The sequence below is a fragment of the Streptococcus mitis genome, from assembly GCF_003942865.1.
GTDB classification, from domain to species: Bacteria; Bacillota; Bacilli; order Lactobacillales; family Streptococcaceae; genus Streptococcus; species Streptococcus mitis_BI.
Genome location: NZ_RJNZ01000001.1, coordinates 1 through 25,910 on the forward strand (window position 1 = coordinate 1; position 25,910 = coordinate 25,910).

A 25,910-nucleotide genomic window follows, 5' to 3' on the forward strand; every position below is an offset into this window, starting at 1 on the left:
TGTGATTAAGGTAGATGGTAAGTATTATGTCTATCTTAAGGATGTGGCACATGCTGATAATGTTCGAACAAAAGAAGAAATTACTCGTCAGAAGCAGGAACACAGTAGTAATCACGGAGGTGGATCTAACGATAAAGAGGTAGTCGCTGCCAGAGCTCAAGGCCGCTATACAACGGATGATGGTTATATCTTTAATGCATCTGATATTATAGAAGATACAGGTGATGCCTATATCGTTCCTCATGGCAATCATTTCCACTATATTCCTAAGAGTGACTTGTCTGCCAGTGAACTGGCTGCAGCTCGAGCCTTCCTAGCTGGGAAAGGTAATCAACCAAGCTCGGTTGGGTATCGTCCTTCAACAAATTCTTCTAGCAGTAGCTCATCAGAGACATCGAATAGTAGTTCATATGGACAAACTAATCAAAGAAATGTTGAGGCAAATACCAGAAGATGGACTCCAAATGTTAGTCCACAAGTGGATAATAGCTATCAAGCTAGTCCGAGTGAAGACGTATCCAGTCTCTTGAAACAACTTTATGCTTTACCGCTTAGCCAACGACATGTGGAATCAGATGGGCTTGTCTTTGATCCAGCGCAGATTACAAGAAAAACTGCGAATGGTGTTGCAGTGCCACACGGAGACCATTATCACTTTATCCCTTATTCTCAAATGTCTGATTTAGAACAGAAGATTGCGAGAATGATTTCTGAAAATTATCAAGGAAATCATACTACTGCAGGTGGTAAAGAATTAAATCCAATTCCGACTCCAAGTCTTCCAAATCCAATTCCGACTCCAATCCCTGCTCCAGAGCCTACCCCAATACCAAGTCCACAACCAACTCCAAGCAATCCAATTGATGGAAAATTGGTAAAACAGGCGATTCGAAAGGTGGTTGATGGTTATGTCTTTGAAGAGAATGGAACTTTGCGTTATATCTCTGCCAAGGAACTTTCAGCAGAAACTGTTGCAGCCATTGATGATAAACTTGCTAAACAAGAAAGTTTGTCTCATGAGTTAGGAGCTAAGAAAACCAATCTGGCATCTGGTGATCAAAAATTTTACAACAAAGTTTATGATTTACTAGCAACAGTTCACCAAGATTTGATTTCCAATAAAGGGCGCCAAGCTGATTTTGACGCTTTTGATAGACTATTGGAACGTCTCAACGATGAGTCAAGTGATAAAGTCAAGTTAGTGGATGATATCCTTGCTTTTCTAGCGCCGATTCGTCATCCAGAACGTTTAGGAAAACCAAATGCACAAATAGCTTACACAGATGATGAGATTCAAGTAGCCAAGTTGGCAGGCAAGTATACAACAGAAGATGGCTATATCTTTGATCCTCGTGATATAACCAGTGATGAGGGGGATGCCTATGTAACTCCGCATATGAGCCACAGTCATTGGATTAAGAAAGAAAGTTTGTCTGAAGCTGAAAGAGCAGCAGGTCAAGCTTATGCTAAAGAGAAAGGTTTGACTCCTCCTTCAACAAATCATCAAAGTTCAGGAAATACTGAGGCTAAGGGAGCAGAAGCGATTTACAATCGAGTAAAAGCAGCTAAGAAGGTGCCACTTGATCGTATGCCTTACAATCTCCAACATACTGTGGAAGTTAAAAATGGAAGTTTGATTATACCTCATTATGACCATTACCATAACATCAAATTTGAGTGGTTTGACGAAGGACTTTATGAGGCACCTAAGGGGTATAGTTTAGAAGAGCTATTTGAAACTGTGAAGTATTATGTCGAACATCCAAACGAACGTCCGCATTCAGATAGTGGTTGGGGCAATGCGAGCGACCATGTTCAAAGAAACCACAATAGTCAAGCTGCTAACAATCAAACAGAGAAACCAACAGAGGAGAAACCTCAGACAGAAAAAATTGAGGAGGAAAAACCTCGCGAAGAAAAACCGAAAAATGAGAAAGCAGAATCTCCAAAACCAAAAGAACCAGAGGAATCAGAAGAAGAATCACCATCGGAACCAGAGGAACATCAGGTTGAAACTGAAAAGGTTGAAGAAAAACTGAGAGAGGCGGAAGAGTTACTTAAAAAGATTAAGGATCCAATTCTTAAGTCCAATGCCAACGAAACTCTCACAGGATTAAAAAATAATCTGTTATTTGGTTCTCAGGACAACAATACTATTATGGCAGAAGCTGAAAAGCTATTAGTCTTGTTAAAGGAGAGTAAGTAACTATACAACTATTATAGAAGATAAAAAGGGAGCAGAATATGGATTCTGTTCTCTTTTTTATGAAATTGTGTAAAAATTCTTGACATATTTTCTAAATAAAGATAAACTATTTACTAGTTAATTAAATGGTTAAACACTAGTTAAGGAGTTATAGTGAAAAAGAGGACGATTTTAGTATTGATGACCAGTGTATTGACTCTGGTATTAGCTGCTTGTGGCCAAAAGGAAAGCCAGTCAGGTAAAGGGATGAAAATTGTGACCAGTTTTTATCCTATCTATGCCATGGTCAAGGAAGTATCTGGTGACTTGAATGATGTTCGAATGATTCAGTCAAGTAGCGGAATTCACTCCTTTGAACCTTCAGCAAATGATATCGCAGCCATCTATGATGCAGATGTCTTTGTTTACCATTCGCATACGCTCGAATCTTGGGCAGGAAGTCTGGATCCCAATCTTAAAAAATCCAAAGTTAAGGTTTTAGAGGCTTCAGAAGGAATGACCTTGGACCGAGTCCCTGGTCTAGAAGATGTGGAATCAGGTGATGGAGTTGATGAAAAAACGCTTTATGACCCTCATACTTGGCTAGATCCTGAAAAAGCTGGCGAAGAAGCCCAAATTGTTGCTGATAAACTTTCAGAGATTGATAGTGAACACAAAGAAACTTATCAAAAAAATGCGCAAGCCTTTATCAAAAAAGCTCAAGAATTGACTAAAAAATTCCAACCTAAATTCGAAAAAGCGAGTCAGAAAACATTTGTAACACAACATACAGCCTTTTCTTATCTAGCTAAGCGATTTGGACTCAATCAACTTGGAATCGCTGGTATCTCTCCAGAACAAGAACCAAGTCCAAGACAACTAACAGAAATTCAGGAATTCGTTAAAACCTATAAGGTTAAAACGATTTTTACAGAAAGTAATGCTTCTTCGAAAGTAGCTGAAACTCTTGTCAAATCAACAGGTGTGGGGCTAAAAACTCTGAATCCTTTAGAGGCAGACCCACAAAATGACAAGACTTATCTAGAAAACCTAGAAGAAAATATGAGTATTTTAGCAGAAGAATTGAAATGAGGAGATTATGAAAATAAATAAGAAGAAACTTGCTGCTGGTGCAGCTGTTGTCCTTTCTTTAAGTCTTTGTATTTATGCATTGAATCAACATCAGACAGGAGAGAACAAAGATACGAATCGTGTATCTTATGTCGATGGGAAACAAGACACTCCAAAAACAGAGACACAAACACCAGATCAAGTTAGCAAAAAAGAAGATATTCAGGCCGAACAGATTGTTGTGAAAATCACTGATCAAGGTTATGTGACTTCACACGGTGATCATTTCCATTATTATAATGGGAAAGTTCCTTTTGATGCGATTTTCAGTGAAGAACTTTTGATGAAAGATGCCAATTATCAATTGAAAGACGCTGATATTGTCAACGAAGTCAAAGGTGGTTACATTATCAAGGTGGATGGTAAATATTATGTTTACCTTAAGGATGTGGCACATGCGGACAACGTTCGTTCGAAGGACGAAATTGAACGTCAAAAACAAGGACATACTCACGATGCACCAACATCTAATAGTGCAGTGGCGCTTGCTCAATCTCAAGGTCGCTATACTACTGATGATGGCTACATCTTTAATGTATCTGATATTATAGAGGATACTGGTGATGCTTATATCGTCCCTCACGGTGGACATTACCACTACATTCCAAAGAGTTCCTTGTCTGCTAGTGAATTGGCTGCAGCTCAAGCTTACCTCTCTGGAACGAGAAATCAGCCTAGTGTGACTGACTATCGTCCAAGTACAAATGGGAATGGTCAAACTACCAAGCCTATTCAACAGGCTGAAATACCAAGTAATAAATCCGAGAGTCTTCAAAGTCTATTACAGCAGCTTTATGCTCTTCCAAGTACTCAACGATATGCTGAATCGGATGGTTTGACTTTTGACCCTGCTAAGATTTCAAGCAGAACACCGAGTGGTGTAGCGATTCCTCACGGAAATCACTATCATTTCATCCCCTATACAAAGCTTTCTGCATTAGAAGAAAAGATTGCGAGAATGATTCCTCTAACTAGTGACAGTGTGAAACCAACACCATTGGAGAATCCAAGCAAACCAGCAGAAAAACCTAATCAGCAAAACCATCATCATGAGCAAGATGGTGATCATGGAAGTCAGGCTCCTAAGCATGAAGAACATGGACATGACGCTCATCATGATGAAGACCATGATCATGGTTTTGATGCCAATCGTGTCATCAGTGAGGATGATCAAGGTTTTGTCATGTCACACGGTGATCACAATCATTACTTCTTCAAGAAAGATTTGACAGCAGAGCAAATTAAGGCCGCCCAAAATCATCTGAAAAGTAAAACGCCATCAGTACCAAGTCCAGCTCATGATGATCACGATGAAGATACACACGCTCATCACCATGACGAACATGGTCATGATTTTGATGTCAATCGAATTATAAGTGAAGATGCGGCAGGCTTTGTCATGACTCATGGTGACCACAATCATTACTTCTTTAAGAAGGATCTAACACCAGAACAAATCAAGGCGGCGCAGGATCATTTGAGAGGTAAAACGCCAGTAATGCCAAGCCCAACAAATGATGATCAAGATGGCGATGAGCATGACCACCATCATGGTGAAGACCATGATCATGCTTTTGATGCCAATCGTGTTATCAGTGAGGATGATCAAGGCTTTGTCATGTCACACGGTGATCATAATCATTACTTCTTTAAGAAGGACTTGACAGCAGAGCAAATTAAGGCAGCACAAGACCATTTGAAAGAGGCAAATACAGCAACACCAAATCCAGCTCATGATGACGATCACGATGAAGATCATCATGGACACCATCATGATGAAGACCACGATCATGGTTTTGATGCCGATCGTGTCATCAGTGAGGATGAACAAGGCTTTGTCATGTCACACGGTGATCATAATCATTACTTCTTTAAGAAAGATTTGACAGCAGAGCAAATTAAGGCAGCTCAGGATCATTTGAAAGGTGCAAGTCCAGCAACACCAAGCCCATCCAATGATGAGCACGATGGCGATGATCATGACCACCATCATGATGAAGACCATGATCATGGTTTTGATGCCGATCGTGTCATCAGTGAGGATGATCAAGGCTTTGTCATGTCACACGGTGATCATAATCATTACTTCTTCAAGAAAGATTTGACAGCAGAGCAAATTAAGGCTGCACAAGACCATTTGAAAACACATCATGATGCGGAGCCTGTAAAACCTCTTGCTAAAACGGTAGAGTCTTTCTCAAGAGATGCTAGCGATGAAGAAAAGATTGCTTATATTTCTAAAACATACGGAGTTCCACTTGAAGCGATTAGAATTTCAAACGGATTCTTTGTCTTTGGAAATCCAGACCAAGCTTATGATCCAACTCATATCCATCCCTATGCTGTTCGTAAGGAACACGTTCGACTTCCACTCCAGACTGGCAATCCAGAACTTGATTTCCTAAACGAACTCTACACGACTGCTTTGAGAGATGGCGTGTCTCCGTATAGCTTACAGGTAGAAAATGGTAGTTTTGTGATTCCTCATGGCGACCATAATCACTACATCAAGGTTCAAACTAAGGGATATGAAGTGGCTTTGAAAAACAAGATTCCAGCCCTGCAATCCAATTATCAACCTGGAGCTTTTGATGAGAAGGCAGTCTTGGCAAAAGTAGATCAACTTCTAGCTGATAGCAGAAGTATCTACAAAGACAAGCCTATCGAACAAAGACAAATTGAGTTAGCCTTAGGTCAGTTTACTGAAAACATGAAGAAACTGGCAACTAACTCTACAGCAGGTTATCTTGCGACACTTGATCTTTTTGATAAGCAATATATCCATATTGATGAAAGTGTCAAACCTGTTGTAACCAGTGCTCTAGATAAGAAATATCAGGCCTTGATTGATAAAATCAATACACTGGATACAGACTCTTATGGACTTCCTAAGAAAGATCTTCTTGTTCGACTTCAAGAAGCTAAATTGGCAAAAGATGAGGCTGGTTTAGCAGCGGTTGAATCACAACTTCAAGCTCTTCAAGACTTTAATGATCGAACAGGTGTTACAACTGTAGAATACATCAAGTTTTTCTACGAACACGTAAATGACGGTCGTTTGAATGATGAACTTCGAAACAAAGTGGCTCAGTTGACTTGGACCCTGTATCAATCTCAATCCTTCCTAAAGGCAGCAGAATTGAACAAATTATTCCCAAGCATCTATCAGGCAAAACAAGAAGTGGAAGAAGCTTTGAAAGCTCAACCAACTACTGCTAAATCGACTCAGACAGTTCTAGATACTGAAAAAGTTGATAATCAAACTGCCAAGACAGCTATTTATGGCTTCTTGAAAGAATTGTACGGAGACTTTATGCCTGAAGAACATGTCAATCATGTTAGCAAGGAAGAAGTAGAAAGTCTTTTGAGCAAGGCAAATCAACTCTTGGAACAAATCCAAGAAGAAGGAATCAGACAATCCTTAGCAGAAGAAGTAGAAAATCTCAAAGTTGCTACAAACAAGGCTGATGCAGACTTGGATGAAGTAAATAGTCAGGTAAAAGATGTCTTGACTCGTATCGCTAGCGCCCTTCAACAAGAAAAGGATAATGCTGAGCAAGATCCTCAGACACTTGTACTCTATCAAAAACTTTACGATATTCTTATGTCGCTTCACGCTTACTTAGAAAACAATAAGGGTTCTGATGCCGACTTTGATAAGGTGGATGCTCTACTAGATCAACTTTCTGCTAAGAGTAAAGATAAGGCTGCTTTACTTGAATTGACAAAAGCTATTCTGGTCTTGAATCAAGAAATCAAGTCTAAATCAAGAGCAAGTGAAGAAGCAACTCCAGCAACAAAAGCTGAATCGAATGCTGATAGCACAAGTGCAGAGAATCAACCAATTGCAAGTACAGCAACCGAAGCACCAGTAGCATCTGAATCTAACAGTGAAACTGCTAGCGACGAAAGCAAACCAAGCAACACAACAGATTCTAAACCTGCTGAATCAACTTCAGAAAAGGAAACAACAGAATCTACAACAAGTACTGGAAATCAAGAAAAACCAGCATAATAAAAAGAAAGGCGAAGTAGCTGAGCTACCTCGTCTTTTTAGTCTTTATAAGCTACGATACCAATAATGGTATCAACTGCACGTTCCATTGTCTGAAGGCTGACGTATTCAAAACGTCCGTGCATATTTTCTCCTCCTGCAAAGATATTAGGAGTTGGGATTCCCATAAAGGAAATCTTAGAGCCGTCTGTCCCTCCACGGATTGGTTCGATTATAGGAGTGATACCCAAATCTTCCATAACTGCTTTGGCAATGGTAATTGGAGTCATATCTTTTTCAATGACTTCTTTCATATTGTAGTACTGGTCTGTCAAGTTTAGGGTGACACGGTCGCTACCAAGTTCTTGATTCATCTTATCAGCGATAGACTGCATAGCTGCTTTACGCGCTTCAAAGGCGTCTTTTTCAAAATCACGAATGATGTAGCTTGCACGCGCCTCCTCAACGCTTCCAGCCACATCCATAAGATGATAGAAACCTTGGTAGCCATCAGTTAACTCAGGTCGGTCATTCTTTGGAAGTTGATTGTGAAAATCAATTGCTAGCTGAAGGGCATTGACCATCTGACCTTTGGCGGTACCAGGGTGGACATTGCGTCCTTGGAAATGTAATTCAGCACCAGCTGCTGAGAAAGTCTCGTACTGAAGTTCACCTAGTGGGCCACCATCAACTGTGTAGGCAAAATCCACATCAAAATCTTCTGCATCAAATTTATTGGCACCAACACCAATTTCTTCATCTGGACCAAAGCCAACACGAATCTCACAGTGCTTGATTTCAGGGTGAGCAGTCAGATATTCAATAGCTGTCATAATTTCAGCAATGCCTGACTTGTCATCAGCTCCTAGTAAGGTTGTTCCATCTGTTGTGATGAGCGTTTGTCCTGGATATTTCTCAAGACTCTTAAAGTTAGCTGGATCGAGTTTGAAACCAGAATTTCCAAGTTCAATCACAGCACCATCGTAGTTTTCAATTACCTGTGGATTTACTCCTTCGGCATTAAAGTCAGCAGTATCCATGTGGGAGATGAAGCCAATTTTACGTGTTAAAGATGGATCATTGGCTGGCAAAGTTCCAATAGCAAAACCATTTGGAAGGTAGTAGACGTTTTGTAATCCAACACGTTTCATTTCAGGAATAAGAACATTTGTAGCAAAATCTACCTGACTCTGAGTACTTGGAGTAGTAGTAGAGTGTTCATCAGAGCGCGTGTTGACCTTAACGTAGGTTAGGAATCGGTCCAAGAGATTGGGATAAGTCATAAAAAACTCCTTTTGAATTCATTTTTTCCATTGTATCATAGAAAAGAGAGAAAAACAAAAGACTGAAGTTAGGGAAATTCGCTATGTTGGCGTTTACTTATCAACGAATTAATGATAAAATAAACTTGATAAAAATATCACAAGGAAGCGATTATGAAAAAAGCAATTTTAATGATGACTTTCGGTTCGCCAGAAGAGATTACCTTTGAAGGTGTGGCTGATTTTTTCACACATATTCGTCGTGGAGTGAGACCTCAAGACCACGAAATTCAAACTCTCTATGATAATTATGTACGAATTGGAGGCACGCCTCTGCAAAGAATTACGCGTGAAGAGGTTGCCTTGGTAGAAGCTAGGCTGGGAAATGAATACAGTGTCTATTTTGCCAATAAGTTTTCCAGTCCCTTTATTCCAGATGTGATCGGTCAGATGGAAGCAGACGGCATTGAACAGTGTATCTGCTTGATTTTGGAGCCTCATTATTCTTTCTACTCTGTCATGGGCTATGAGAAATTTTTGGAAAGCAAACAAATTCAATTTTTGGTCATTAAGGACTGGTATCAGGAAGAAGCGCTCTTAAACTATTGGGCAGATGAAATTGCTAAGATTTTAAAAGAAGAAGTAAAGCAGGATAGCTTTAAAGTCATCTTTTCAGCCCACAGTGTTCCCATTTTTGCCTTGGATTTTGGTGACCCATATATTGACCAAATTTTTGAAAATAGCAAGCTAGTCGCTGAAAAACTGGGCTTGAATTCAGAACAATATACCAACACTTGGCAGAGTGAAAGTGATATCGGTATTCCATGGATTAAGCCAGATGTTTTAGAGTATCTCAGAGAACAGAAAGAACATCCAGACCATTATATTTTTGTACCTATTAGTTTTATTAGTGAGCACATTGAAGTCTTGTTTGACAACGATGTGGAATGTTATGACTTGTGTCAGGAATTGGGGGTGAACTATCATCGTCCACCAATGCCAAATACGGATTCACGTTTGATTGATGCCTTGGTTAATACAGTCAGAGCTAATGAACATCAAGAATTTAAGGAATTTCTCCCAGAAGAAGAAACCTTTGATGAGTTAGTTCCTTCAGATGAAACTAAAAATATCTTGGCCGAATCTCAAGATTTACAAATGCCAGAATTTGTAAAAAAATTGATTGAGAAAAAAGGTCGTGAAAATGTTAAGATGCCTTATCTTATTAAGAAAATGCTTGAGAAAGCAGGCAAGTTACCGAAAGAGTAAAGAAAAAAGGATTTAGCTTTGTGCTAGATCCTTTTAATCGATTATTTTTTCTCAAGAAGAGCTTTGATTTCTTGAAGTACTTCCAATTCAGTTGGTCCAGCTGGAGCTTCTTCAACAGTTTCTTCTTTCTTAGTAAGGCTTTGGGCTTTTTCCATAGCTTTAATAACGAAGAAGAGAACAGTACCTACAACAAGGAAGTTAATAATAGCACTCAAGAATTTACCATATGTAACACCATTCCATGCAAGTTCAGCGATGTTTTGTACTTTCGCAGCTTCCAAGGCTGGATTCAATAGAAGTGGAGTGATGATATCGTTAACGAATGAAGTTACGATTGCACCAAAAGCAGAGGCAATGATCACACCGACAGCAAGGTCAACAACATTACCACGAAGCAAAAATGCTTTAAGATCTTTTAACATTTTCATTTTACCTTTCAAAAATTTTTACTCTTCATTATATATTAATTGAGAAGAGCTTGCAAGCTATATGCTCAGAAATTTTATTTTTTAAAAATAAAAACCTTACTAAAAATATAATTAAGGATAATTATCAATAATTGTGCAAGAAATGTTTCGATTGCATTGATTTTGTCAAGATTTTCATTTACGAATTGACCTATGATGTGGGGAAACTGGGTTACAAATAGAAAAGTAAGGAGCAAATCTAACAGAAAAGTAGAAAGGCGGGCAAGAAAAAATTTCACTAAACGGATAAGTCGATTCTTCCTTGCTTGCTTAAATACAATTGTATCATTTGTGATAAAGGCAAAGAGGATACCGATAATATTTGCCAAGGCAGTCGCAAGGAGTTCCTGATGACTTAGTTGATAAATGACTAGTCGTGAGAGAATCGAAACTAGAGTTGTTGCAAGGCCAAAAAAGAGATATGCTAAGATTTCATTGTTAAAAAATTTTTGAATAGGTTTTTTCATGCTTTAAGTATAGCATAAAGCAGGCTATTGTGCTATACTAGTAAGGTTGAATAAAGCAACCCTTGGTGCTTAGCTTCTTTCACCAAGCATATTACACGCGGATAACCGCCAAAGGAGAAAAGATGAAAAAATTAACTATTCGTGATGTAGCCGATATTGCAATCGTTGCTGCTATCTATGTCGTTTTGACTGTCACACCGCCTCTAAATGCCATCAGCTATGGTGCTTATCAGTTCCGTATTTCAGAAATGATGAATTTTATGGCTTTTTACAATCCCAAGTACATCATTGGAGTTACCATTGGCTGTATGATTGCTAATTTCTTTAGCTTCGGACCGCTAGATGTCTTTGTTGGTGGTGGATCAACCTTAGTATTCCTCAGTCTAGGTGTTTGGCTTTTTGCAAAATACAGCAAGGATTATCTTTTTAACGGATTGATTCGAAAAGATCATTTCTTCTTCTCAATCCTCTTTTCAATTTCTATGTTTACTATCGCTGCCGAGTTGAATATCGTAGCGCAATTACCATTTTTCCTTACTTGGTTTACAACAGGAATTGGTGAATTTGCCTCATTAATTATTGGAGCGATTATTATCGGTAAAATTGGTCGTCGAATCGATTTAAGCAAATAGAATTAGATAAGCTAGGTAGCTCTCACCTGGCTTTTTCTTATGGAAAATTTCTAAGGAAACTTGACAAGTTTTTCTAACTATAGTATACTTTTTAGGTAAGCTGATTTAGCTCAGTTGGCAGAGCGCATCCATGGTAAGGATGAGGTCGCCGGTTCAATCCCGGCAATTAGCATAAAATAGACAGAAAAACCTTTATTTATAAGGTTTTTTGTTATGTTTGCCCCAAATTTTTCAAAGTTATTTCTTATGCACCTATGTAAATAAAACTAATACTCAATGAAAATCAAAGAGCAAACTAAGAAGCTAGCCGCAGGTTGCTCAAAACACTGTTTTGAGGTTGTAGATAAGACTGACGAAGTCAGTCACATATATACGGTAAGGCGATGCTGACGAAGTTTGAAGAGATTTTCGAAGAGTATAAAGAGTTTCGTCTGTTGACAAAAGTTATTCTCTTTAGTAGAATAGTAGACGCGATGAGTCGATAGGTAGTCTTTGGGCTACTATTGAGCATAAGGAGGTCATAACGCAGGAGCGGACCTTGATGAGTTGTGTGAACCTGCTCATCACATGAAGATGCCTCTTAGTCCCTAGTCTAGTGACTGGGGATTTTTATTTTCCAAAAAATGATGAAAAAGCTTTGCAATTCATGGAAAAAGTAGTATAATACATCTATTATAGAAATTTTTAGAAAATTCCGAAAGAGGTTATTTATGGGATATACAGTTGCTGTAGTCGGCGCGACAGGTGCTGTCGGAGCTCAGATGATAAAAATGTTGGAAGAATCAACACTTCCAATCGATAAAATTCGTTTACTTGCTTCTGCACGTTCAGCAGGCAAGACTTTGAAATTTAAAGATCAAGATATTACGATTGAAGAAACGACTGAAACAGCTTTTGAAGGAGTTGATATTGCACTCTTTTCAGCAGGTGGTTCTACATCAGCTAAGTATGCACCATACGCAGTGAAGGCTGGAGCGGTAGTAGTAGATAATACATCTTACTTCCGTCAAAATCCAGATGTTCCTTTGGTTGTTCCAGAGGTCAATGCTCATGCACTTGATGCCCACAACGGTATCATTGCCTGCCCTAACTGTTCAACAATCCAAATGATGGTGGCGCTTGAACCTGTCCGTCAAAAATGGGGCTTGGATCGTATCATCGTTTCAACTTACCAAGCTGTCTCAGGTGCTGGTATGGGAGCGATTCTTGAAACACAACGTGAACTTCGTGAAGTGTTGAATGATGGTGTGAAGCCACGTGATTTGCATGCGGAAATCTTGCCTTCAGGCGGTGACAAGAAACATTATCCTATCGCTTTTAATGCTCTTCCACAAATCGATGTCTTCACTGACAATGATTACACTTACGAAGAGATGAAGATGACTAAGGAAACTAAGAAAATTATGGAAGATGACAGCATTGCAGTATCTGCAACATGTGTGCGTATTCCAGTCTTGTCAGCTCACTCTGAGTCTGTTTACATCGAAACAAAAGAAGTGGCTCCAATAGAAGAAGTGAAAGCAGCTATCGCAGCCTTTCCAGGCGCTGTTCTTGAAGATGATGTAGCTCATCAAATCTATCCGCAAGCCATCAATGCAGTTGGTTCACGTGATACCTTTGTTGGTCGTATCCGTAAAGACTTGGATGCTGAAAAAGGAATTCACATGTGGGTTGTTTCAGATAACCTGCTCAAAGGTGCTGCTTGGAATTCAGTTCAGATTGCTGAAACTTTGCACGAACGTGGCTTGGTTCGTCCAACAGCTGAATTGAAATTTGAATTAAAATAGTCATATTGTTTAGGAGTTCAGATGAACTCCTTCTTTGAAATAGAGAGAGGTGTTTCTCATGTCTTATCAAGATTTAAAAGAGTGTAAAATCATCACAGCCTTTATTACCCCCTTCCACGAGGATGGTTCTATCAACTTTGATGCCATTCCAGCCTTGATTGAGCATCTGTTGGCGCATCATACGGATGGCATTCTTCTTGCAGGGACGACTGCTGAGAGTCCGACATTGACTCACGATGAAGAGTTGGAGCTCTTTGCGGCTGTACAAAAAGTTGTCAATGGACGTGTTCCTTTGATTGCGGGTGTGGGTACCAATGATACGCGTGACTCTATCGAGTTTGTCAAAGAAGTAGCAGAATTTGGTGGTTTCGCAGCTGGGCTTGCTATTGTTCCTTACTACAACAAACCTTCTCAAGAAGGGATGTATCAGCACTTTAAGGCGATCGCAGATGCTTCTGACCTACCTATTATTATCTATAATATTCCAGGTCGTGTGGTTGTTGAATTAACTCCAGAAACCATGCTTCGTTTGGCTGACCATCCAAATATCATTGGTGTTAAAGAATGTACCAGCTTGGCTAATATGGCTTACTTGATTGAGCACAAGCCAGAAGAGTTCTTGGTCTATACTGGTGAGGATGGTGATGCTTTTCATGCTATGAATCTTGGTGCGGATGGGGTTATTTCTGTTGCCTCTCATACAAATGGGGATGAGATGCACGAGATGTTTACGGCCATTGCAGAAAGCGATATGAAGAAAGCCGCAGCAATTCAGCGTAAATTCATTCCTAAAGTCAATGCCCTCTTCTCTTATCCAAGTCCTGCTCCAGTTAAGGCCGTTCTTAACTATATGGGATTTGAAGCTGGCCCAACTCGTCTACCTCTTGTTCCAGCACCAGAAGAAGATGCCAAACGTATTATCAAGGTTGTCGTAGATGGCGACTACGAAGCAACTAAGGCAACCGTAACAGGGGTCTTAAGACCAGATTACTAATAAAGACAATAAAATCCATGACCGAAACAACGATCATGGATTTTTCTTATTTTCCTAAACAGAATTGGCTAAAGAGCTGGGTAATGAGTTCATCTGGAGCAGCATCTCCAGTGATTTCTCCGAGAATTTCCCAAGTACGGGTCAAGTCAACTTGAAGCAAGTCAACTGGCATTCCCAGTTCAAGACCTTCATTAACAGCTTGTAGGCTTTCAACAGCCTTCTCAATCAAGGAAATGTGACGGGCATTTGACAAGTAAGTAGCATCTTGTTCAACAAAACCAGCATTTTCAAAGAAGAGGTTGTTGATTCTCTCTTCAATCTTATCGATGTTTTGGTTTTTAAGGACTGAAATACGAATAACGTCTTCAGGTAGTTCCGAAGTTTCAATCGCTTCAGGCAGGTCGGTTTTATTAAGTAAAATAATGCGGTTGGTTTCTTGACTAATTTCAAGCAGTTGTCTGTCTTGCGCAGTCAGTGGTTCACTGGCATTTAGCACTAGTAGAACTAAGTCGGCTTCCTTAAGGGCTTTTTTCGAACGCTCAACTCCAATTTGTTCCACGATGTCATCCGTTTCACGGATACCAGCTGTATCAATCAATTTGAGAGGAACACCATTGATGTTGACGTATTCTTCGATGACATCTCGAGTAGTACCAGCAATATCGGTTACGATTGCCTTGTCTTCACGCAAGAGGTTGTTGAGAAGGCTTGATTTCCCAACGTTGGGGCGTCCGATGATGGCAGTGGAAATTCCTTCACGAAGGATTTTACCGCGACGGGCTGTCTTAAGGAGATTAGTTAGTAATTGTTCAAACTCTATGGTCTTCTCTCGGACAACTGCAGTAGTAGCTTCCTCAACATCGTCATACTCAGGATAGTCTATATTAACCTCAACTTGGGCAAGTGTGTTGAGGATTTCTTGACGTGTATTATTGATAAGGTCAGAAAGGGAACCATCTAGTTGTTTGACCGCAATGTTCATTGCCTTGTCAGTCTTAGCACGGATGATATCCATTACAGCCTCTGCCTGTGTCAAGTCTACGCGACCGTTTAAAAAGGCACGTTTGGTAAATTCACCAGGTTCAGCCAATCGAGCTCCTTCACGGATAGCTAGTTGGAGAATCTCATTGGTCACCGCAATCCCACCGTGGGTGTTAATCTCGATAATATCCTCACGAGTGAAGGTCTTTGGAGACTTCATAGCTCCAACCATAACCTCGTCCATGACTTTTCCTGTCTGAGGATCAATAATGTGACCGTAGTTGAGAGTGTGGCTGGCAACTTTGTTCAAGTCTTTTCCTTTAAAAATCTTTTGCGCAATAGCAAAACTTTCTGTTCCGCTCAGGCGGACAATACCAATAGCCCCTTCACCTAGTGGAGTAGAGATAGCAGCGATGGTATCAAATTCACGTGTAATCATAATATTTCCTTTAATTAATAGCTCTTTTCTTGGAAATTTTTCCAAGTATCCTTTCAAATTGTAACAAATTTGAACTATTTCTTCAATGAATGCTACTTGGAGATTGAAAAAGCCTAAGCAATTCTGCTTAAGCTAGCTTATTTGGTGCGCATTTCACCCTGTGGGAAGTAAGTCCCTTCTGGCATGTCGTTGATGATGACATGAACAGCAGATTGAGGGGCTCCAGTGTTGCGGACAACCGCTTCCGTTACTTCCTTAGCAAGAGCTTTCTTTTGCTCGATCGTGCGTCCTTCAAATAAATCGATGCGTACAAATGGCATAATAGCTTCCTCCACTAGTTTTTGATTTCTTCTATTTTACCACATTTTGCCGTTTAAAGCTTAAGAAAATTATGATATACTAGAATGTAGCAAAAATTTAGAAATGGACGTGAAGCAAGAAACATGGCACAGTTGTATTATCGTTATGGGACCATGAACTCCGGTAAGACTATTGAGATTCTCAAGGTGGCCTATAACTATGAGGAGCAAGGAAAAGGTGTTGTGATTATGACTTCAGCTCTGGATACGCGTGACGGTGTTGGCTATGTGTCGAGTCGTATTGGCATGAAACGCCCTGCCATTGCGATTGAGGAAACAACTGATATCTTCGGCTATATCCGAGACCTATCAGAAAAACCTTACTGTGTTTTGGTCGATGAAGCCCAGTTTCTCAAACGTCACCATGTTTACGACCTAGCTCGTGTTGTGGACGAGTTAGACATACCTGTCATGGCTTTTGGTTTGAAAAATGATTTTCGCAATGAACTGTTCGAAGGTTCCAAGTATCTCTTGCTCTTAGCAGACAAGATTGACGAAATCAAGACTATTTGCCAGTATTGCAAGAAAAAGGCGACCATGGTATTACGAACTCAGGATGGACTGCCCGTTTATGATGGTGAGCAGATTCAGATCGGTGGCAATGAAACCTATATCTCAGTTTGCCGTAAACATTATTTTGCGCCAATGATAACCTCTAACAAGGAGCAAAACTATGACAATTGAACTAAGAGATGTTACAATGGAAAATTATTTTGATGTTTTGAATTTGGATGTCAAGGAATATCAAAAACAATTCATTGCAACCAACGCAATTAGTTTAGCTGAAGCATACGTCTACACTAAAAATGGAGATTTTGTAGCTCCATTGGCAGTTTATGATAATGATGCAATTATAGGTTTTGTGATGTTAGCTTATGACAAAAAAATCGGAATTAGTAATGGAAATTATTTATTATTTCGTTTCATGATTGACAAGCATTTTCAAGATCAAGGATATTTTAAACCAGTAATGGATAATGTGCTAGACTATGTTCGGACAGCGCCAGCAGGTTTAGCCAATAAACTTTGGTTGTCTTATGAACCAGAAAATGAACATGCAAGATCTTGTTACCTCAGTTATGGATTTAAAGAAACTGGGGAAATATTTGAGAACGAAGTAGTAGCAATCTATGATTTAACAATTGAGAACTAAGGAGAAAAAATGAATATCTATGATCAACTACAAGCTGTAGAAGACCGTTATGAAGAATTAGGAGAGTTGCTCAGTGACCCGGATGTCGTTTCAGACACCAAGCGTTTTATGGAGCTTTCAAAAGAAGAAGCTTCAACTCGTGACACAGTAACAGCCTACCGTGAGTACAAACAAGTCCTTCAAAACATCGTTGATGCCGAAGAGATGATTAAGGAATCAGGCGGAGATGCGGACTTGGAAGAAATGGCCAAGCAAGAGCTCAAAGATGCCAAGGCTGAAAAAGAAGAATACGAAGAAAAACTCAAAATTTTGCTCCTTCCAAAGGATCCAAACGATGACAAGAACATCATCCTTGAAATCCGTGGAGCAGCTGGTGGTGACGAAGCAGCACTTTTCGCTGGAGACCTTCTAACCATGTACCAAAAGTATGCGGAAGCCCAAGGCTGGCGCTTTGAAGTTATGGAAGCTTCTATGAACGGTGTCGGTGGTTTTAAAGAAGTGGTTGCCATGGTTTCAGGTCAATCTGTTTACTCTAAACTCAAGTATGAATCAGGTGCCCACCGTGTGCAACGTGTCCCTGTGACAGAAAGCCAAGGTCGTGTCCATACATCAACTGCTACAGTTCTTGTCATGCCTGAAGTGGAAGAAGTAGAATATGATATTGATCCAAAAGACCTTCGTGTTGATATCTACCACGCATCTGGTGCTGGTGGACAAAACGTCAACAAGGTTGCGACTGCCGTTCGTATCGTTCACTTGCCAACCAATATTAAGGTTGAGATGCAGGAAGAACGTACTCAGCAGAAGAACCGTGAAAAGGCTATGAAAATCATCCGTGCGCGTGTTGCTGACCACTTTGCACAAATTGCTCAGGATGAACAAGACGCTGAGCGTAAGTCGACAATCGGTACTGGTGACCGTTCAGAACGGATTCGTACTTATAACTTTCCACAAAACCGTGTGACAGACCACCGTATTGGATTGACCCTCCAAAAACTAGATACGATTTTATCTGGTAAATTGGACGAAGTTGTGGATGCCTTGGTTCTTTATGACCAAACACAAAAATTAGAAGAATTAAACAAATAATGAAATTAGCTCAATTATTTTCAGATTTTGAAGAAGAGTTGATAAGACAAGGAGAGGAAGCTGAAAGCCTCTCTTTTGTCTATCGTAGCCTGAAAAATCTCTCTTTTACAGACTTTGTCTTTGCCCTCCAGCAGGAAGTTACAAAAGAGGAAGAATTATTTGTAGAAGAGATTTACCAGCAGTTAGCGGCTCATAAACCGGCACAGTACATCATTGGACAGGCAGATTTTTATGGAATGCAGTTAAAAGTTGATGAGCGAGTATTGATCCCTCGTCCAGAAACAGAGGAGTTGGTGGAGCTTATCCTGGCTGAAAATCCTGAGACGAATCTTTCTGTTCTGGATATTGGAACAGGTAGTGGAGCTATTGCTCTCGCTCTAGCAAAAAATAGACCAGATTGGTCAGTGACAGCAGCAGATATTTCCCAAGATGCTTTAGATGTAGCTAACGAAAATGCTAAAAATCAAAATCTTCAAATATTTTTAAAAAAATCTGACTGTTTTACAGAAATTTCTGAAAAATATGATATAATTATTTCCAATCCACCCTATATCTCTCGTGAAGATGAGTCAGATGTCGGTTTGAATGTTTTGCATTCGGAGCCTCATCTAGCTCTCTTTGCAGACGAGGATGGTCTAGCTATTTACCGTAGAATTGCGGAAGATACAAAAGACTATCTCAAAGATGGTGGTAAGATTTACCTTGAAATTGGATACAAGCAAGGTCAAAGTGTTCCTGAACTTTTTAAGAAATATCTTCCTGAAAAGCGAGTTCGAACACTCAAGGACCAATTTGATCAAGATAGGATGGTCGTGGTTGATGATGGACAGGATTAGACAAGAGTTGGAAAAGGGTGGAGCGGTCGTTTTACCTACAGAGACGGTTTACGGTCTCTTTGCCAAGGCTCTAGACGAAAAAGCAGTTGACCATGTTTACCAGCTCAAACGTCGTCCTAGAGATAAGGCACTAAATCTCAATATCGCCTCTCTAGAGGACATCTTGCACTTTTCTAAGAATCAGCCATCTTATCTGCAAAAACTTGTAGAGACCTTTTTGCCAGGTCCCTTAACCATCATTCTCGAAGCCAATGACCGAGTTCCCTATTGGGTCAATTCTGGTCTTGCAACCGTTGGATTTCGGATGCCTAGTCATCCCATTACCCTTGATTTGATTCGAGAGACAGGTCCCTTGATTGGGCCGTCTGCCAATATTTCAGGTCAGGCAAGTGGAGTGACATTTAATCAAATTCTAGAGGATTTTGACCAAGAGGTTTTGGGTTTGGAAGACGATTCTTTTCTAACTGGACAGGATTCAACTATTATAGATTTGTCTGGAGACAAGGTGAAAATCTTACGCCAAGGGGCGATTAAGCGAGAAGATATTCTTGCTCAGTTGCCAGAGATTTCTTTTGAGGAGGCTTGAAATGCTAAGAGATTTGCAAGAAACAGATGTGAAAGCTATTTGTGACATCAACCAAGAGGCTTTGGGTTATTCTTTTAGTCTAGAGGAAACGGATAGTCAATTAGCTAGACTATCTCAGGATTCCCATCATTTCCTTCTTGGCTATGAGGATGCAGCTAGTCATGCCTTGCTTGGATATGTCCACGCTGAGGTCTATGAATCACTTTATTCTAAAGCAGGATTTAATATTTTAGCCTTAGCAGTTTCACCTCAAGCGCAAGGTCAAGGTATTGGTAAAAGCTTATTAAAAGGGTTGGATCAAGAAGCAAAAAGACGTGGTTATGGGTTTATCCGCTTAAACTCTGCCGATCATCGTCTGGGTGCTCATGCATTTTATGAAAAAGTTGGTTATACTTGTGATAAAATGCAGAAACGGTTTATTCGCATCTTTTAGTTTGATTTTCTAATAAGAAAATTAAACTAATGGACTAGTCACACAATAAAGGAGAAGACCTATGATTTTTGACAAAGATGATTTTAAAGCATATGATGCTGATCTCTGGAATGCTATTGCCAAAGAAGAAGAACGCCAACAAAACAACATTGAGTTGATTGCTTCGGAAAACGTAGTTTCCAAGGCTGTTATGGCAGCTCAAGGGTCTATCTTGACGAATAAATACGCCGAAGGCTACCCAGGACGCCGTTACTATGGTGGGACTGATGTGGTAGACGTGGTAGAAAGTCTAGCTATTGAACGTGCAAAAGAAATTTTCGGTGCTAAATTTGCCAATGTCCAACCTCACTCAGGAAGCCAAGCCAACTGTGCGGCTTACATGGCCTTGATTGAACCGGGCGATACTGTTATGGGGATGGATTTGGCAGCAGGTGGACACTTGACCCACGGAGCTCCTGTCAGCTTCTCTGGTCAAACCTATAATTTTGTTTCTTATAGTGTGGATCCTGAAACGGAACTCTTGGACTTTGATGCTATCTTGAAACAAGCCCAAGAAGTCAAACCAAAACTGATTGTAGCTGGTGCGTCAGCCTATTCTCAAATTATCGACTTCTCAAAATTCCGTGAAATTGCTGATGCCGTTGGAGCTAAGCTCATGGTAGATATGGCTCATATCGCTGGTTTGGTTGCTGCTGGTTTACATCCAAGTCCAGTTCCATACGCTCATATCACAACAACAACGACCCACAAAACCCTTCGTGGACCTCGTGGTGGTTTGATTTTGACCAATGATGAAGACTTAGCTAAGAAAATCAATTCAGCTATTTTCCCTGGTATTCAGGGCGGTCCTTTGGAACATGTTGTGGCTGCGAAGGCTGTTTCCTTCAAAGAAGTTTTGGATCCAGCCTTCAAGGAATATGCTGCCAATGTTATCAAAAACAGCAAGGCTATGGTAGAAGTCTTCTTGCAAGATCCTGATTTCCGTATCATTTCTGGTGGGACTGAAAACCACCTCTTCCTAGTGGATGTTACTAAGGTTGTAGAAAATGGAAAAGTTGCTCAAAACTTGCTGGATGAAGTCAATATTACCCTAAATAAAAACTCAATTCCTTATGAAACCTTGTCACCATTCAAGACAAGTGGGATTCGTATCGGATCTGCAGCCATTACTGCACGTGGATTTGGTGAAGAAGAAAGTCGCAAAGTGGCTGAACTCATCATTAAAACCCTTAAAAATGCAGAAAATGAGGCTGTCTTAGAAGAAGTGAGAAGAGCAGTCAAAGAATTGACAGATGCCTTCCCATTATACGAGGACTAAAACTTTTATGGACATTTATATTAAGAAAGCCATTATCCATCAGTTCAGCCCAGATGATACGGAGTTGTTCTTAGCGGATAAGTTTCTCAATATCACTCCAAAAATCGAAGAATACCTGCGCAAAAAAATTGAACGTGTGTATTCAGATGAAGCCAAGACTGGGATTTTCGAGGAAGAAAATCCCTTCTTCAATCATATCACAGACGATTTGTTGGAGACATCAGTCACACTGGCTAATCTCTGGAAAGAAGAGTTCAGTATTTCTGAAAATCTCAAGACCAATGACTTGATTTTTGTGCAATTTTCTAAAGAAGGCGTGGAACATTTCGCTTTCTTGCGAATTGCCCTGCGTGAGACCCTGACCCACCTCGGAGGAGAGGTCGATAATCCAATCAAGCTGACTCAGAATAACCTGCCTGGATTTGGAACGGGTGCTGATGAGGCCTTGGTGGTTAATCTTCAGAGCCGCAAGTATCATCTGATTGAAAAACGAATCAAGTACAACGGGACTTTTTTGAACTATTTTTCAGATAATCTTCTTGCTGTCGCTCCTAAGATTTCTCCTAAGAAATCTATCAAAGAACTGGAAAAAACGGCCCAGAGAATTGCTGAATCTTTTAACACAGATGATTTTCAATTTCAATCTAAGGTCAAATCAGCGATTTTCAACAACCTAGAAGAAAGCAATGAATTGTCACCTGAGAAATTGGCTAATGACCTTTTTGATAACAATCTGACGGCTCGTTTGAGCTTTATTGACCAAGTTAAAGAAGCCGTACCAGAGCCAGTTCAGTTTGATGAAATTGATGCCAGTCGCCAATTAAAGAAATTTGAAAACCAAAAACTTTCCTTGTCAAATGGAATTGAGCTCATCGTTCCCAATAACGTCTATCAAGACGCCGAGTCTGTTGAGTTTATCCAAAATGACAATGGGACCTACTCTATCTTAATCAAAAATATCGAGGATATCCAAAGTAAATAATGTTTAAACGAATTCGAAGAGTGCTTGTACTAGCAGTCTTCCTTTTTGCGGGCTATAAAGCTTACCGCGTTCACCAGGATGTCAAGCAAGTCATGACCTATCAACCCATGGTGCGAGAAATCTTGAGTGAAAAAGACACCCCAGCAAACGAAGAGCTTGTGCTCGCTATGATTTATACTGAAACAAAAGGAAAAGAAGGCGATGTTATGCAGTCTAGTGAGTCTGCTAGTGGCGCTACCAATACCATCAATGATAATGCCTCTAGCATTCGGCAAGGCGTTCAAACTCTGACAGACAATCTCTATCTGGCCCAGAAGAAGGGGGTAGATGTCTGGACGGCTGTTCAAGCCTATAATTTTGGACCTGCCTATATCGATTTTATTGCCCAAAATGGCAAGGAAAACACCCTAGCACTGGCTAAACAGTATTCTCGTGAGACTGTTGCCCCCTTGCTTGGTAATACCACTGGAAAGACTTATAGTTATATTCACCCCATTTCCGTTTTTCACGGTGCTGAACTCTATGTAAATGGAGGAAACTATTATTATTCTAGACAGGTGCAACTCAACCTTTACATCATCAAATGTTTCACTCTCTTTTCGACATCTGGCTAGCCCAGGTGTTTTTGTTATAAGTTTTCTTTAAGATAGATATATTACTCTAGAAAGGTAAAGGAGGGAATTCCCTATGAGAAAGAAACTCTTTCTGACCAGTGCTGCGGTCATGTGGGCAGTAACAGCTATGAATAGTGTCCATGCAGCAACAGATGTTCAAAAAGTCATCGATGAAACCTATGTCCAACCTGAATATGTCCTAGGTTCATCATTGTCTGAAGACCAAAAAAATCAAACCCTTAAAAAACTAGGCTACAATGCTTCGACAGACACCAAAGAACTCAAGACCATGACACCTGATGTTTATTCTAAGATCATGAATGTGGCCAATGACTCTAGTTTACAGTTGTATTCATCAGCCAAGATTCAAAAACTAGGTGACAAATCGCCACTTGAGGTCAAGATTGAAACACCAGAAAATATTACTAAGGTAACCCAGGATATGTACCGAAATGCAGCCGTAACTTTGGGTGTGGAACACGCCAAAATCACTGTGGCAGCACCTATTCCCGTTACAGGAGAAAGTGCTTTAGCAGGGATTTATTATTCGCTAGAAGCCAATGGAGCCAAGGTGCCACAAGCCAATAAAGAGTTGGCTCAAGAAGAGTTGAAGGCTTTGTCCGATATCAATGCTGAAAACAAGGACAAAACAGGCTATGATGCTAATAAATTAAACGTTGCTTTAGCAGATATTAAGTCAGGACTCGCCAAAGCTAAAGAAAGCAAGGGAAATCTGACGGAGGAAGATGTCCGTAAAATCGTTGAAGATACCTTAAAAAATTACAAACTTGATCAGGTTATAACAGGAAACCAGATCAATATCATCATCAATTTTGCTTTGAATCTCTCAAAGAGTGATATCCTCAGCAATGCAGACTTCACTAAAACCCTAAATGACCTTAAACAAAGCATTGTTTCACAAGCTGGCGACAGTTTTAAAAATATCAACCTTAACTTTGATGCTGATAAGGCGCTAGAGGACGGCGGCAATTTCCTAAGCTCCCTCTGGCAAGCCATTGTTAACTTCTTCAAGAGTTTTGGTTCTTAAGAAATTTCATGGTATAATAGATGGTAACCGTAACGTTGCCGTCTTTTTTGTCGGCCAATAGAAAGAGAAGAGAATGTTAAAGAAAAATGATATTGTAGAAGTTGAAATTGTTGACTTGACCCATGAAGGAGCCGGTGTTGCCAAGGTGGATGGTTTGGTCTTTTTTGTAGAGAATGCTTTACCGACTGAAAAAATCCTTATGCGTGTCCTCAAGGTTAATAAAAAGATTGGTTTTGGGAAGGTTGAGGAATACCTAGTCCAGTCACCACACCGTAATCAAGATCTAGATTTGGCTTACCTGCGTTCAGGAATTGCGGATTTGGGTCATCTTGCCTATCCAGAACAGCTCAAGTTTAAAACCAAGCAAGTTAAGGACAGTCTCTACAAGATTGCTGGGATTGCTGATGTAGAGGTTGCTGAAACACTTGGTATGGAAAATCCAATCAAGTACCGCAACAAAGCACAGGTCCCTGTTCGTCGAGTCAATGGTGTCTTGGAAACTGGATTTTTCCGTAAGAATTCCCACGACCTCATGCCTCTTGAAGATTTCTTTATCCAAGATCCCGCGATTGATGAGGTAGTAGTAGCCCTACGCGACTTGCTCCGTCGTTATGATTTGAAACCTTATGATGAAAAGGAACAAGCTGGCTTGATTCGAAACCTTGTAGTGCGTCGCGGACACTATTCAGGGCAAATTATGGTCATTTTAGTAACAACTCGTCCTAAAATTTTTCGTGTCGACCAATTGATTGAACAACTAATCAAGCAATTCCCAGAGATTGTGTCTGTTATGCAAAATATCAATGACCAAAATACCAATGCTATTTTTGGTAAGGAATGGCGCACACTTTATGGACAAGACTTTATCACAGACCAGATGTTGGGAAATGACTACCAAATCGCTGGACCCGCTTTTTACCAAGTCAATACTGAAATGGCTGAAAAACTTTATCAAACAGCCATTGACTTTGCTGAATTAAAAGAAGATGATGTGGTCATTGATGCCTATTCTGGTATCGGGACGATTGGCCTCTCTGTTGCGAAACACATCAAGGAAGTTTATGGTGTTGAAGTCATTCCAGAAGCGGTTGAGAATAGCAAGAAGAATGCCCAATTAAACAATATTTCAAACGCCCACTATGTCTGTGATACAGCCGAAAATGCCATGAAAAATTGGCTTAAAGATGGAATTCAACCAAGCCTTATCCTAGTGGACCCACCAAGAAAAGGACTCACAGAAAGCTTTATCAAGGCAAGTAGCCAAACAGGAGCTGACCGCATCGCCTATATCTCTTGTAATGTCGCAACCATGGCGCGTGATATCAAACTCTACCGAGAATTGGGATACGAGTTGAATAAAGTACAGCCGGTTGATCTTTTTCCTCAAACGCATCATGTTGAGGCGGTAAGTTTGCTAGTCAAGGAGTAAAACGACGAAGATTAGCATTTACTTCCGCCCATGCGATAGCTGTCCGTGATTGACAAGTGCTAGCACGCAGACAGAACGGAGATAGCGAACCGCTGAGTGTGTCGCTCTGCTCGTAAAAGCTTAGAAACCTTTGAACGAAAGGGATAATGAAAGCCTTGATTGCAAGGCTTTTTGCTTTATGGTGGGTAAGTATCAGAGTGAGAAAATTTTTGGAATGAGTAGAAGTGATAGCTAGAAATTATCAGTTTCTATTTCCATTTACCCTGTGGGTACGTGTTTGTTTCCATTGACAAGGAGTTTGTGGGAATAGAAATGTACCCACCTTGTTTGAATCAAGTGAAGTGTAGTTGAAGGAAATCTGTTGAAAGCAATACTTCATTTTACCGAATAAGTAATAATTTAGGCAACTTCAAATCGATTAAAAAAAACTATTTTAAAGGTTAAGAGTAGACAAA

General features: G+C 40.1%; 23 protein-coding genes, 1 tRNA gene and 1 riboswitch. Of the genes, 19 read left to right on the forward strand and 5 right to left on the reverse strand.

The genetic code is table 11. The features are described from left to right. From D8845_RS00005 to D8845_RS00015, 3 genes are all read left to right on the forward strand, one after another. Positions 1 to 2,206 (forward strand): pneumococcal-type histidine triad protein (locus tag D8845_RS00005; protein WP_125451906.1); only part of this gene is annotated, 2,206 nt, incomplete at its 5' end. Positions 2,207 to 2,386: 180 nt separating this feature from the next. Beyond that, positions 2,387 to 3,277, forward strand: coding sequence for a zinc-binding lipoprotein AdcAII (adcAII, locus tag D8845_RS00010; protein WP_398575079.1), 891 nt, complete (start codon positions 2,387 to 2,389; stop codon positions 3,275 to 3,277). A gap of 7 nt (positions 3,278 to 3,284) precedes the next feature. Further along, a complete protein-coding gene (locus D8845_RS00015) occupies positions 3,285 to 7,331 on the forward strand; it encodes a pneumococcal-type histidine triad protein (RefSeq protein ID WP_125451909.1) in 4,047 nt (1,348 codons plus the stop codon). Positions 7,332 to 7,369: 38 nt separating this feature from the next. Here D8845_RS00015 and pepT read toward each other — a convergent pair whose 3' ends face one another. Beyond that, on the reverse strand, positions 7,370 to 8,593 hold the full coding sequence (gene pepT, locus D8845_RS00020) for a peptidase T (RefSeq protein WP_125451911.1): 1,224 nt from the start codon (positions 8,591 to 8,593) through the stop codon (positions 7,370 to 7,372). 153 nt (positions 8,594 to 8,746) lie between these two features. Between pepT and hemH the strand changes: the two genes are divergently transcribed. Then, positions 8,747 to 9,841 carry a ferrochelatase gene (hemH, locus tag D8845_RS00025; protein WP_125451912.1) on the forward strand — a complete coding sequence of 365 codons (1,095 nt, stop codon included), beginning with the start codon at positions 8,747 to 8,749 and terminating at the stop codon, positions 9,839 to 9,841. A gap of 41 nt (positions 9,842 to 9,882) precedes the next feature. Here the strand turns inward: hemH and mscL are convergent, their stop codons facing one another. Beyond that, entirely contained in the window at positions 9,883 to 10,263 is a 381-nt protein-coding gene (mscL, locus tag D8845_RS00030; RefSeq protein WP_000910199.1) for a large conductance mechanosensitive channel protein MscL, read from the reverse strand. 80 nt (positions 10,264 to 10,343) lie between these two features. Continuing rightward, positions 10,344 to 10,775, reverse strand: coding sequence for a GtrA family protein (locus tag D8845_RS00035; protein WP_125451914.1), 432 nt, complete (start codon positions 10,773 to 10,775; stop codon positions 10,344 to 10,346). Between the two features lie 28 nt (positions 10,776 to 10,803). Next, a riboswitch (PreQ1 riboswitch) is annotated at positions 10,804 to 10,900 on the forward strand. Between D8845_RS00035 and D8845_RS00040 the strand changes: the two genes are divergently transcribed. The 4 genes from D8845_RS00040 to dapA all read left to right on the forward strand — a co-directional run bounded on the left by D8845_RS00040 (position 10,898) and on the right by dapA (position 14,188). Then, complete coding sequence (locus D8845_RS00040) at positions 10,898 to 11,407, forward strand: QueT transporter family protein (RefSeq protein WP_084865581.1); 510 nt, start codon at positions 10,898 to 10,900, stop codon at positions 11,405 to 11,407. It overlaps the preceding riboswitch by 3 nt. 99 nt (positions 11,408 to 11,506) lie before the next feature. Next, a tRNA-Thr gene (locus D8845_RS00045) sits at positions 11,507 to 11,579 on the forward strand. Between the two features lie 538 nt (positions 11,580 to 12,117). After that, entirely contained in the window at positions 12,118 to 13,194 is a 1,077-nt protein-coding gene (locus D8845_RS00050) for an aspartate-semialdehyde dehydrogenase (RefSeq protein WP_000542462.1), read from the forward strand. A 58-nt stretch (positions 13,195 to 13,252) separates the two neighbouring features. Next, positions 13,253 to 14,188: a 4-hydroxy-tetrahydrodipicolinate synthase gene (gene dapA, locus D8845_RS00055; RefSeq protein WP_000121625.1), complete on the forward strand. Its 936-nt coding sequence runs from the start codon at positions 13,253 to 13,255 to the stop codon at positions 14,186 to 14,188. Between the two features lie 46 nt (positions 14,189 to 14,234). On the opposite strand, the gene mnmE is transcribed toward dapA, so the two are convergent. Beyond that, positions 14,235 to 15,608: a tRNA uridine-5-carboxymethylaminomethyl(34) synthesis GTPase MnmE gene (gene mnmE, locus D8845_RS00060; RefSeq protein ID WP_125451916.1), complete on the reverse strand. Its 1,374-nt coding sequence runs from the start codon at positions 15,606 to 15,608 to the stop codon at positions 14,235 to 14,237. A gap of 137 nt (positions 15,609 to 15,745) precedes the next feature. Next, positions 15,746 to 15,928, reverse strand: coding sequence for a 4-oxalocrotonate tautomerase (locus D8845_RS00065; protein WP_125451918.1), 183 nt, complete (start codon positions 15,926 to 15,928; stop codon positions 15,746 to 15,748). Between the two features lie 123 nt (positions 15,929 to 16,051). Here D8845_RS00065 and D8845_RS00070 point away from each other — a divergent pair, with 123 nt between their 5' ends. The 11 genes from D8845_RS00070 to rlmD all read left to right on the forward strand — a co-directional run bounded on the left by D8845_RS00070 (position 16,052) and on the right by rlmD (position 25,455). Further along, positions 16,052 to 16,651: a thymidine kinase gene (locus D8845_RS00070; RefSeq protein ID WP_045606846.1), complete on the forward strand. Its 600-nt coding sequence runs from the start codon at positions 16,052 to 16,054 to the stop codon at positions 16,649 to 16,651. After that, entirely contained in the window at positions 16,641 to 17,120 is a 480-nt protein-coding gene (locus tag D8845_RS00075) for a GNAT family N-acetyltransferase (protein WP_125451920.1), read from the forward strand. The genes D8845_RS00070 and D8845_RS00075 overlap by 11 nt, the downstream gene beginning before the upstream one ends. Before the next feature lie 9 nt (positions 17,121 to 17,129). Continuing rightward, the gene (gene prfA, locus D8845_RS00080; protein ID WP_001028815.1) at positions 17,130 to 18,209 is read left to right on the forward strand and encodes a peptide chain release factor 1; all 1,080 of its coding nucleotides are present in this window, start codon (positions 17,130 to 17,132) and stop codon (positions 18,207 to 18,209) included. Further along, the gene (gene prmC, locus D8845_RS00085; protein ID WP_125451922.1) at positions 18,209 to 19,045 is read left to right on the forward strand and encodes a peptide chain release factor N(5)-glutamine methyltransferase; all 837 of its coding nucleotides are present in this window, start codon (positions 18,209 to 18,211) and stop codon (positions 19,043 to 19,045) included. The genes prfA and prmC overlap by 1 nt, the downstream gene beginning before the upstream one ends. Beyond that, the gene (locus tag D8845_RS00090; RefSeq protein WP_185757316.1) at positions 19,029 to 19,631 is read left to right on the forward strand and encodes an L-threonylcarbamoyladenylate synthase; all 603 of its coding nucleotides are present in this window, start codon (positions 19,029 to 19,031) and stop codon (positions 19,629 to 19,631) included. Before prmC ends, D8845_RS00090 begins: the two co-directional genes overlap by 17 nt. A 1-nt stretch (position 19,632) precedes the next feature. Further along, a complete protein-coding gene (locus D8845_RS00095) occupies positions 19,633 to 20,064 on the forward strand; it encodes a GNAT family N-acetyltransferase (RefSeq protein WP_125451926.1) in 432 nt (143 codons plus the stop codon). 61 nt (positions 20,065 to 20,125) lie between these two features. Beyond that, entirely contained in the window at positions 20,126 to 21,382 is a 1,257-nt protein-coding gene (gene glyA / locus D8845_RS00100) for a serine hydroxymethyltransferase (protein ID WP_125451928.1), read from the forward strand. A gap of 7 nt (positions 21,383 to 21,389) precedes the next feature. After that, positions 21,390 to 22,364 (forward strand): nucleoid-associated protein, encoded by a 975-nt coding sequence (locus tag D8845_RS00105; protein WP_000356101.1) that lies wholly within the window; start codon positions 21,390 to 21,392, stop codon positions 22,362 to 22,364. Further along, positions 22,364 to 22,978 (forward strand): cell wall hydrolase Pmp23, encoded by a 615-nt coding sequence (gene pmp23, locus D8845_RS00110; protein ID WP_125451930.1) that lies wholly within the window; start codon positions 22,364 to 22,366, stop codon positions 22,976 to 22,978. Before D8845_RS00105 ends, pmp23 begins: the two co-directional genes overlap by 1 nt. A 73-nt stretch (positions 22,979 to 23,051) precedes the next feature. Next, positions 23,052 to 24,026 (forward strand): DUF1002 domain-containing protein, encoded by a 975-nt coding sequence (locus tag D8845_RS00115; protein ID WP_125451932.1) that lies wholly within the window; start codon positions 23,052 to 23,054, stop codon positions 24,024 to 24,026. 73 nt (positions 24,027 to 24,099) lie between these two features. Next, on the forward strand, positions 24,100 to 25,455 hold the full coding sequence (gene rlmD / locus D8845_RS00120) for a 23S rRNA (uracil(1939)-C(5))-methyltransferase RlmD (RefSeq protein WP_125451934.1): 1,356 nt from the start codon (positions 24,100 to 24,102) through the stop codon (positions 25,453 to 25,455). The last annotated feature ends 455 nt before the right edge of the window (positions 25,456 to 25,910 follow it).

What these genes read in the sequence shown, in the direction of transcription:
- adcAII (WP_398575079.1), top strand. Translation starts at nt 2,387, where the DNA reads ATGACCAGTGTATTGACTCTGGTATTAGCTGCTTGTGGCCAAAAGGAA.
- D8845_RS00015 (WP_125451909.1), top strand. Translation starts at nt 3,285, where the DNA reads ATGAAAATAAATAAGAAGAAACTTGCTGCTGGTGCAGCTGTTGTCCTT.
- pepT (WP_125451911.1), bottom strand. Translation starts at nt 8,593, where the DNA reads ATGACTTATCCCAATCTCTTGGACCGATTCCTAACCTACGTTAAGGTC.
- hemH (WP_125451912.1), top strand. Translation starts at nt 8,747, where the DNA reads ATGAAAAAAGCAATTTTAATGATGACTTTCGGTTCGCCAGAAGAGATT.
- mscL (WP_000910199.1), bottom strand. Translation starts at nt 10,263, where the DNA reads ATGTTAAAAGATCTTAAAGCATTTTTGCTTCGTGGTAATGTTGTTGAC.
- D8845_RS00035 (WP_125451914.1), bottom strand. Translation starts at nt 10,775, where the DNA reads ATGAAAAAACCTATTCAAAAATTTTTTAACAATGAAATCTTAGCATAT.
- D8845_RS00040 (WP_084865581.1), top strand. Translation starts at nt 10,898, where the DNA reads ATGAAAAAATTAACTATTCGTGATGTAGCCGATATTGCAATCGTTGCT.
- D8845_RS00050 (WP_000542462.1), top strand. Translation starts at nt 12,118, where the DNA reads ATGGGATATACAGTTGCTGTAGTCGGCGCGACAGGTGCTGTCGGAGCT.
- dapA (WP_000121625.1), top strand. Translation starts at nt 13,253, where the DNA reads ATGTCTTATCAAGATTTAAAAGAGTGTAAAATCATCACAGCCTTTATT.
- mnmE (WP_125451916.1), bottom strand. Translation starts at nt 15,608, where the DNA reads ATGATTACACGTGAATTTGATACCATCGCTGCTATCTCTACTCCACTA.
- D8845_RS00065 (WP_125451918.1), bottom strand. Translation starts at nt 15,928, where the DNA reads ATGCCATTTGTACGCATCGATTTATTTGAAGGACGCACGATCGAGCAA.
- D8845_RS00070 (WP_045606846.1), top strand. Translation starts at nt 16,052, where the DNA reads ATGGCACAGTTGTATTATCGTTATGGGACCATGAACTCCGGTAAGACT.
- D8845_RS00075 (WP_125451920.1), top strand. Translation starts at nt 16,641, where the DNA reads ATGACAATTGAACTAAGAGATGTTACAATGGAAAATTATTTTGATGTT.
- prfA (WP_001028815.1), top strand. Translation starts at nt 17,130, where the DNA reads ATGAATATCTATGATCAACTACAAGCTGTAGAAGACCGTTATGAAGAA.
- prmC (WP_125451922.1), top strand. Translation starts at nt 18,209, where the DNA reads ATGAAATTAGCTCAATTATTTTCAGATTTTGAAGAAGAGTTGATAAGA.
- D8845_RS00090 (WP_185757316.1), top strand. Translation starts at nt 19,029, where the DNA reads ATGATGGACAGGATTAGACAAGAGTTGGAAAAGGGTGGAGCGGTCGTT.
- D8845_RS00095 (WP_125451926.1), top strand. Translation starts at nt 19,633, where the DNA reads ATGCTAAGAGATTTGCAAGAAACAGATGTGAAAGCTATTTGTGACATC.
- glyA (WP_125451928.1), top strand. Translation starts at nt 20,126, where the DNA reads ATGATTTTTGACAAAGATGATTTTAAAGCATATGATGCTGATCTCTGG.
- D8845_RS00105 (WP_000356101.1), top strand. Translation starts at nt 21,390, where the DNA reads ATGGACATTTATATTAAGAAAGCCATTATCCATCAGTTCAGCCCAGAT.
- pmp23 (WP_125451930.1), top strand. Translation starts at nt 22,364, where the DNA reads ATGTTTAAACGAATTCGAAGAGTGCTTGTACTAGCAGTCTTCCTTTTT.
- D8845_RS00115 (WP_125451932.1), top strand. Translation starts at nt 23,052, where the DNA reads ATGAGAAAGAAACTCTTTCTGACCAGTGCTGCGGTCATGTGGGCAGTA.
- rlmD (WP_125451934.1), top strand. Translation starts at nt 24,100, where the DNA reads ATGTTAAAGAAAAATGATATTGTAGAAGTTGAAATTGTTGACTTGACC.